Raw genomic sequence first — 7,728 nt, forward strand, 5'->3', positions numbered from 1 at the left:
TTCTCTTCAATCAAATCCTGATGGATTTTCAATATTACCGCCCGGATAACATCCGATGTTTTGGTCAGCGCCAGCTGTTTCATCAGGCTGTTAAGCTCGGCCAGTTGGTTATGGCTTACTTTCATCGAAATGCGTTTAGACGCCCGGGCCTTAGCCATATCGCTGGCAAGCAGCGTCTTTAACTGATCCTGTGCAAAGCGTCCGCTGTTAAGCGCGTGCAGGTAGTACAGGATCAGCACCTTACTGAACTCGTCGCTGACCCTTGGTGCAATTTTCAGCGTTGCCAGGCTGAGGATATTCAGGAAGTGCGCCGGTACCCGCACCTCCAGCGCCGAGTGCGTCCGTTCATATTCGCGCTTAATCTGCGGCTCAGACTGCGGCGGTATAGCGACAACGGTATCGCACTGGTCGCACACCCCGGCCAGAATATTTTTCACCGTACCGCTGTGGTCATCAAAATCGACGTCGCGTAGCCGGAAAGTGGCCGTGCTTTTGCCACACTGGTAGCAAACCACGGCGATGTTCTCACCCTCTTTGAACACTTTCATTTCTGTTCCTCCCCGGCAATGGCTGGATGTACGCTGATGAAGACCGTATTCGGTTCAACGAAATAAAACTTCACGTACCAGTCAACGCCGTTTCTGCTTGTTTTGAACACATGCACGTCGATGTCGCTGTGCTGATGATGCGGCGTACAACGCCACTCATCGCCGCGGGTGCGACTGAGCAGTTCAATGACCCACTCGCGATTGAGGCGTCCGTTAGCCAGATAGTTTTTTGCGTTAATGTCACGTCGGGTCTCGTGCAGATAGGCCCCGGCCTGCATACAACGTATTACCTGATGTTTAATGTCCTTGAATCCCATAACGCCTCCTTATTTTGTACGTTAAATTTCGTACTTTCAAGTGATTTGTGATCATTTTATCGCCAAAAAGCACAGTGAGCAGGCTCAATCGGGTTTACCGGGTGACAGATTGTTGATCTTCAGAGGCTTCACGCAGATTTCATGTAACGCACTGTCAGGGTTACTGCCAGCCGGAAGCACGCACGGCTTAATCTGCCCGCTGTCGTCCCCGGCAAAATGGACGTAATATGATTGAAATCAGCGGCTCGCTGCTAACTGAGGGTTTTTTTAATGAAAAAGATCGGCTTTCTGTCCTTTGGTCACTGGACTCCGTCACCACACTCGGCCACCCGCTCAGCGGCCGACACGCTGCTGCAGTCGATCGACCTGGCGGTCGCCGCTGAAGAGCTGGGGGCCGACGGCGCCTACTTCCGCGTACACCACTTTGCCCGCCAGCTGGCTTCACCTTTCCCGCTGCTGGCGGCGGCCGGAGCAAAAACCAGAACCATTGAGCTGGGCACCGGCGTGATCGATATGCGCTATGAAAACCCACTGTATATGGCCGAAGACGCCGGCGCGGCTGACCTGATCGCCGGTGGCCGCCTGCAGTTGGGCATCAGCCGCGGTTCTCCGGAACAGGTGATTGACGGCTGGCGCTACTTTGGTTTCGAGCCTGCTGAAGGCGAGAACCATGCGGACATGGCGCGCCGCCACACCGAAACGCTGCTGGAGGTGCTGAGAGGTGAGGGCTTTGCGGAACCGAACCCGCAGCCGATGTTCCCCAACCCGCCTGGCCTGCTGCGGCTTGAGCCGCACTCTGCCGGCCTGCGCGATCGTATCTGGTGGGGAGCCAGCTCCAACGCCACGGCGGTGTGGGCGGCGAAGCTGGGGATGAACCTGCAGAGTTCGACGCTGAAGGATGATGAAACTGGCGAGCCGTTCCATATCCAGCAGGCGAAGCAGATCCGCGCCTACCGCGCGGCGTGGAAAGAGGCCGGGCATACCCGCGAACCGCGCGTATCGGTCAGCCGCAGCATCTTCGCGCTGGTGAATGATACGGACCGTGCCTACTTTGGTCAGAGCGGTAAAGAGGGCGATTCGGTAGGCTATCTGGATGCCAGCACCCGCGCCATCTTTGGCCGCAGCTACGCCGCCGAGCCGGACGTGCTGATTAAACAGCTGGCGGCCGATGAGGCGATCGCCGAAGCGGACACGCTGCTGCTGACCGTGCCTAACCAGCTGGGCGTCGACTACTGTGCGCATACCATTGAGGCGATTCTGAAACACGTTGCTCCGGGCCTCGGCTGGCGCGACTGAGTTGACGGAACCGGGATCCGGCGGCGCGGATGACCGCTGCCGGATCCCTGACTTCTGGCACCCATACTCCATACTCTTTACTGCTGGTACTGGCACCCTGACTCCGGTAAAGGCAACCCTGCCTGACCTCTTACTGCACGTCCTCCTGTTACACCCGGGTTAAATCCTTTAAAATCTGCCGCGCTGAGCAGGCTGAATCGTGCCGGCTTATCGTTCGCAGCTGATATCTTCATGGAATACAGGAGTAGTGCATGCAACAGCGTTTTCCGCAGGGCTTTATGTGGGGCGGTGCCACCGCCGCCAATCAGGTAGAGGGCGCGTTTGACGCCGAGGGAAAAGGGCTGTCGATCGTTGACGCCATTCCGGGCGGCAAGCAGCGCCTGGCGATCGTCGCCTCAAAGGAGTTTGACTTCACCGTCGACGCCGATAAGTACACCTATCCGAACCATAAGGGCATCGATCACTATCACCGTTTCCGTGAAGATATCGCGCTGTTTGCCGAAATGGGCTTCAAGTGTTACCGCTTCTCCATCGCCTGGACGCGCATCTATCCGAACGGTATTGAGCAGCAGCCTAACGAAGCCGGCCTGAGCCACTACGACCAGGTGATCGATACCTGTATCGCCCACGGCATTGAACCGGTGATCACCATTTCCCACTACGAGATGCCGCTGCACCTGGCCACTGCCTTTGGCGGCTGGAAAAACCGCGAGCTGATCGGCCACTTCGAGCGCTTTGCGCGCACGGTGCTGGAGCGTTTTGGGCATAAGGTGAAGTACTGGATGACCTTTAACGAGATCAACAGCGCCGCCCACTTCCCGATGATGAGCCAGGGGCTGACCGTGCAGAGCGGCGCGCTGGAGCCGCAGGCGAAATTCCAGGCGTGGCACAACCAGTTTGTCGCCAGCGCGCTGGCGGTAAAAATCGCTCATGAGACCAATGCGCAGATCCGGATCGGCTGCATGATCCTGTTCGCCACCAACTATGCCTGGGACTGTGACCCGATCAACCAGCTGGCAACGCTGAAAGAGAACCAGGCGTTTAACTACTACTGCGCCGACGTGCAGGCGGGCGGTAAATATCCGTACTATGCGCAGAGCCTGTGGCGTTCGCTGGGCGTGACGCTGGACATTCAGCCGGGCGACCTGGAGCTGATTAAGCAGCACACCGTGGACTACATCGGCTTCAGCTACTATATGTCCTCAACCATTTATAAAACCGATCCGGCCGCCGAGGCCGCCAGCGGCAACCTGCTGGGCGGCGCGCGCAACCCGTTCCTTGAAGCCAGCGAATGGGGCTGGGAGATCGACCCGGTCGGCCTGCGCATTGCGCTGAACCAGCTGTACGACCGCTATGAGAAACCGCTGTTTATCGTTGAGAACGGCCTGGGCGCGATCGACAAGCCGGATGAAAACCACTACATCGCCGATGACTACCGCATTAACTATCTGCGTCAGCACATTGAAGCGATGGCCGGGGCAATTGAAGATGGCGTGGATCTGCTGGGTTACACCCCGTGGGGCTGTATCGATCTGGTGAGTATGTCCACCGGTGAGATGAGCAAGCGCTACGGCATGATCTACGTCGATCTTGATGACAACATCAACGGCAGCGGCAACCGCTATAAGAAGAAATCGTTCCACTGGTATCAGCAGGTGATCGCCACCAACGGCAGCGATCTGAGCTAAAGACAGTTGCCGGGCTTTACAGCCCGGCAATCCGCAGCAATTCCTCCTTTGCCCCCGGCGCTACCGCCAGCACCGGCGCACCGCGGGTGAGTTTTTCACCTTCAGTATCAAATGCGTGCGTCCAGCCCCCGGCTTCATTCACCAGACAGTATCCCGCCAGGCAGTCCCAGGCGTGCATATAAGGTTCGTAATAACCCACCAGCCGCCCGGCCGCTACCCACGCCAGCATCATCGCCCCGGAGCCGTTGCGGAAGAAGTTACCGCCGGCGCGCACTATATCGGCAGCAATCTCACCGACGCGCTCCGGCGTTACGTAGCTGTTGGCACCAAAGCCGGTGACGTGGTTTTGCATCGTACGCGCCGGATCCACCTGCAGGGTTTTACCGTTCAGCGTTGCGCCCTGGCCGCGGGCCGCGACAAAACACTCCTGCTGGCAGGGGGCCATAATCACCCCGATCACCGGTTCACCCTGATAAATCACCGCCACCGATACGCACCAGTTGGGCATGCCGTTAACAAACGGGCTGGTGCCGTCGATGGGGTCCACCACCCAGCTGTAGCCGGAACTGCCCGGCTGCAGGCCATACTCTTCACCGAGGAAGCCGTCGTCCGGGAACTGAGCGGCAATACGGTCGCGGATCAGTAACTCGACGTTACGGTCGGCTTCCGATACCACATCCTGCGCGTCACGTTTGGTCTCTATTACCAGGCTGTCGCGGCGGGTAAAATAGTCCAGCGCCATTGCACCGCCTTCGCGTGCCACCTGTTCAGCCAGCGCCAGGCGCCGGGAAATCTGTTCGCTCATAGAACATCCTTTTGCAAAAGGGGATTAGCGGGCAATCAGCGCCAGCCCCTGAGGTTTAAAATCGATCGCCACCCGCGTGGCGGGGGCCAGCTGGCGTTCCATCTGCGTATCCACGATAAACAGCGTGCCGAGCTCGCTCTGCACTTCATACTCCACGTGATCGCCAAGCCAGGTGCTGTGGGTCACTTCCCCGGTCAGCGCGCCGCTGTCGGCCGCCTGCAGGCTGATAAACTGCGGGCGTACCGACAGCTGCGCCGCGCCAGGGCGGGCATCCGCGCCCGCAACTCGAAACTGGCGGCTGCCGAGGGCGACGATCGCCTCGCCGTTTTCCACCCGCTCGACGTCGCACGGCAGAATATTGGCCTCACCCATAAAGTCGGCGATAAATACCGAAGCAGGCGAGTGATACAGCTCGCGGGGCGCGCCCTGCTGGGCAATATGCCCCTCTTTCATGACAATAATCTTATCGGAGACCGCCAGCGCCTCCTCCTGGTCGTGGGTGACGTAGACGGCGGTAAAGCCGAGCCGCTGCTGCAGCTCGCGGATCTCGCTGCGCACCCGGCGGCGCAGCCGCTCATCGAGGTTAGAGAGCGGTTCGTCCAGCAGCAGCACCTGCGGTTCCAGCACCAGCGCACGCGCCACCGCGATGCGCTGCTGCTGGCCGCCGGAGAGCTCCGAGGGCAGCCGCTGGCCCATTGCCTCCAGCCCCACCAGCTTCAGCCCTTCACGGGCGCGGTCCTGCGCCTCCTTTTTCGGCAGGCGGCTGGCGAGCAGGCCGTACATCACGTTGTCCAGCGCGCTCATGTGCGGGAACAGCGCGTAGGACTGAAACACCATCGCCACGTCGCGCTCGTTAGCGGGCAGGCGGGTGACGTCCTTACCGCCGATCAGAATGCGGCCGGAGGTCGGGTGCTCCAGGCCGGCCAGCAGGCGCAGGGTGGTGGTTTTGCCACAGCCGGAGGGGCCAAGCAGCGTCACCAGCGTGCCCGGCTCCACGGTCAGCGACAGGCCGGGCAGGGCGGTAAAATCAGCAAACTGTTTGGTGACGTTATCAAACACCACCGAACCGGAACGGATTGTGGTCATACTGCTTTCTCCTGATGCAGGGCCGGTGGCGCGGCCACCGGCATTGTGGCAAGTCGGGTGGTGCGGCGCAGGCGGCGTTCACCGACCAGCAGCTGGAAGCCAAGGATCACCACCAGCATCACCACGATTAACACCGATGAATAGGCGATCGCCACGCCGTATTCGCCGTTTTCCACCAGCCCGACGATATAGGAGGTGGCCATGTTGTACTGGGCGCTGACGAGGAAGATCACCGCGCTGATTGAGGTAATGGCGCGGACAAAGGCATACACCAGCGCGGCGCTGATCGCCGGTTTCAGCAGCGGCAGGATCACTTTACGCAGGGTGCGGAAACTGCCCGCACGCAGTGTCAGCGAGGCTTCATCGAGGCTGCGGTCCAGCTGGCTCATGGCGGCAATACCGCCGCGCACCCCAACCGGCATATTGCGGAACACAAAGCAGGCGACGAGGATAATTGCGGTGCCGGTGATCTCCAGCGGCGGCAGGTTATAGGCCATGATGTAGCTGACGCCGATCACCGTGCCGGGGATGGCGAAGCTGAGCATCAGCATAAACTCGAAGGTCTGGCGGCCGGCGAACTTCTGCCGGACGATCAGCCAGGCGGTGAGCAGGCCGACGGCGGCGGTCAGCGGTGCGGCGATCAGCGAGATCTCCAGCGTGGTCCAGAACGAGTTCCACGCCACGCCGGTCCACAGGATCTGGCCGTCGTTCCATGTCAGGCCAAAGGCGCGGGCGTAGTGCGCCAGCGTCAGGCTGCTGTCCAGCCCCCACGACTGCACGAAGCCGCCGACGAGGATCATCGCGTAAATCACCAGCGTAAACAGGCCCCACGGGATCACCAGCCCGTAGACACCGTAACGCAGGCCGCGCGGCAGCCCGCAGTGGGTGCCGGCGTCGCCCTTGCCGGTGACGGTGGCGAAGCTTTTGCCGGAGAGCCACACCCGCTGCACGATAAAGGCGCTGAGGGTAAAGCACAGCAGGATCATCGCCAGCACCGCCGCGCGGCTTGGGTCATTCTGCGCGCCGACCACCGAGAAGAAGATCTCGGTGGAGAGCACGCCGTGGCTGCCGCCGAGCACCATCGGGTTGCCGAAGTCGGCCATGCTTTCGATAAAGCTGATCAGGAAGGCGTTGGCCAGTCCCGGTGCCATCAGCGGCAGCGAGACGCGGCGGAAGGTGAGCCAGCGGTCGGCGCGCAGGGTCTGCGAGGCCTCTTCCAGCGACGGGCTGACGCCCTCGACCACGCCGATCAGCACCAGGAAGGCGATCGGGGTGAACGACAGCACCTGGGCAATCCAGATACCGGTCAGGCCGTACAGCCAGCGGCCCGGCTCGATGCCGAACAGCGTGGAGAGCAGTTCGGTGACCACGCCGGCGCGGCCAAACAGCAGCATCAGCGCCAGGCCAATCACAAACGGTGGGGTGATGATCGGCAGCACCGTCAGCAGGCGCAGCCCCTTTTTAAACGGCAGCGGCGTGCGGGTGGCGGCCAGCGCGAAGGCCAGCCCGAGCAGGGTGGAGCCGGTGGCGGTCATCAGCGCCAGCCACAGGGTACGCCAGGCGGTGCCGCAGGTGCCGCCGTCAAGGCAGCCAAGGCTCCAGATCGCCGGATCCTGAATGTTGGCGATCAGCCCGTCCGGCTTAAACGAACCGTCGACGTCCTGCACCGAGGCAACAAACATCCCCAGCACCGGATAGAGCACAAAGGTGCTGACCAGCGCGGTCAGCAGCACCAGCGCGGCCACCACAAAGGCATCGCCTTTCAGCGCGCCGCGCTCGGCCAGCCCGAAGGCGAACAGCAGCAGCAGGCTGGTGAGCAGCAGGATCGCCCCGCCACCAAAGGCGGGCTGCCCCTGGCTGAGCGTGCCAAACAGCTGCTCGCTCCACTGCCAGTTCCAGCCGCTGTAGCCGATGGCATGGCCTTCAAACAGTAAAAACAGGATCGCGGCCGCGCTGGCGGCCATCAGCAGGGTGCCGCGTCGCGGCCC

7 protein-coding genes are annotated in these 7,728 nt (G+C 61.1%); 2 read left to right on the forward strand and 5 right to left on the reverse strand.

Going from position 1 to position 7,728, the window contains the following annotated elements; all coding sequences use genetic code 11:
• Together NV64_RS19550 and NV64_RS19555 are read right to left on the reverse strand one after the other, a co-directional pair.
• Positions 1 to 548, reverse strand: a 548-nt coding sequence (locus NV64_RS19550; protein ID WP_101506615.1) for a hypothetical protein, incomplete at its 3' end; no start/stop codon positions are given.
• A complete protein-coding gene (locus NV64_RS19555; protein WP_056232981.1) occupies positions 545 to 865 on the reverse strand; it encodes a hypothetical protein in 321 nt (106 codons plus the stop codon). The genes NV64_RS19550 and NV64_RS19555, both read right to left, overlap by 4 nt.
• A 270-nt stretch (positions 866 to 1,135) precedes the next feature.
• On the opposite strand from NV64_RS19555, the gene NV64_RS19560 reads away from it, so the two are divergent.
• A complete protein-coding gene (locus NV64_RS19560) occupies positions 1,136 to 2,161 on the forward strand; it encodes an LLM class flavin-dependent oxidoreductase (protein ID WP_101506611.1) in 1,026 nt (341 codons plus the stop codon).
• A 251-nt stretch (positions 2,162 to 2,412) separates the two neighbouring features.
• Positions 2,413 to 3,849, forward strand: a complete 1,437-nt coding sequence (locus NV64_RS19565; protein WP_056232977.1) for a glycoside hydrolase family 1 protein — start codon at positions 2,413 to 2,415, stop codon at positions 3,847 to 3,849.
• 16 nt (positions 3,850 to 3,865) lie between these two features.
• Here the strand turns inward: NV64_RS19565 and NV64_RS19570 are convergent, their stop codons facing one another.
• The 3 genes from NV64_RS19570 to NV64_RS19580 all read right to left on the reverse strand — a co-directional run.
• Positions 3,866 to 4,654, reverse strand: coding sequence for an inositol monophosphatase family protein (locus NV64_RS19570; protein ID WP_101506612.1), 789 nt, complete (start codon positions 4,652 to 4,654; stop codon positions 3,866 to 3,868).
• Positions 4,655 to 4,678: 24 nt separating this feature from the next.
• Positions 4,679 to 5,740 carry an ABC transporter ATP-binding protein gene (locus NV64_RS19575; protein ID WP_056232974.1) on the reverse strand — a complete coding sequence of 354 codons (1,062 nt, stop codon included), beginning with the start codon at positions 5,738 to 5,740 and terminating at the stop codon, positions 4,679 to 4,681.
• The coding region (locus NV64_RS19580) for an iron ABC transporter permease (RefSeq protein ID WP_101506616.1) at positions 5,737 to 7,728 on the reverse strand (1,992 nt) is incomplete at its 5' end. The genes NV64_RS19580 and NV64_RS19575, both read right to left, overlap by 4 nt.

Source organism: Erwinia sp. B116, from assembly GCF_002865965.1.
Lineage (GTDB): Bacteria > Pseudomonadota > Gammaproteobacteria > Enterobacterales > Enterobacteriaceae > Erwinia.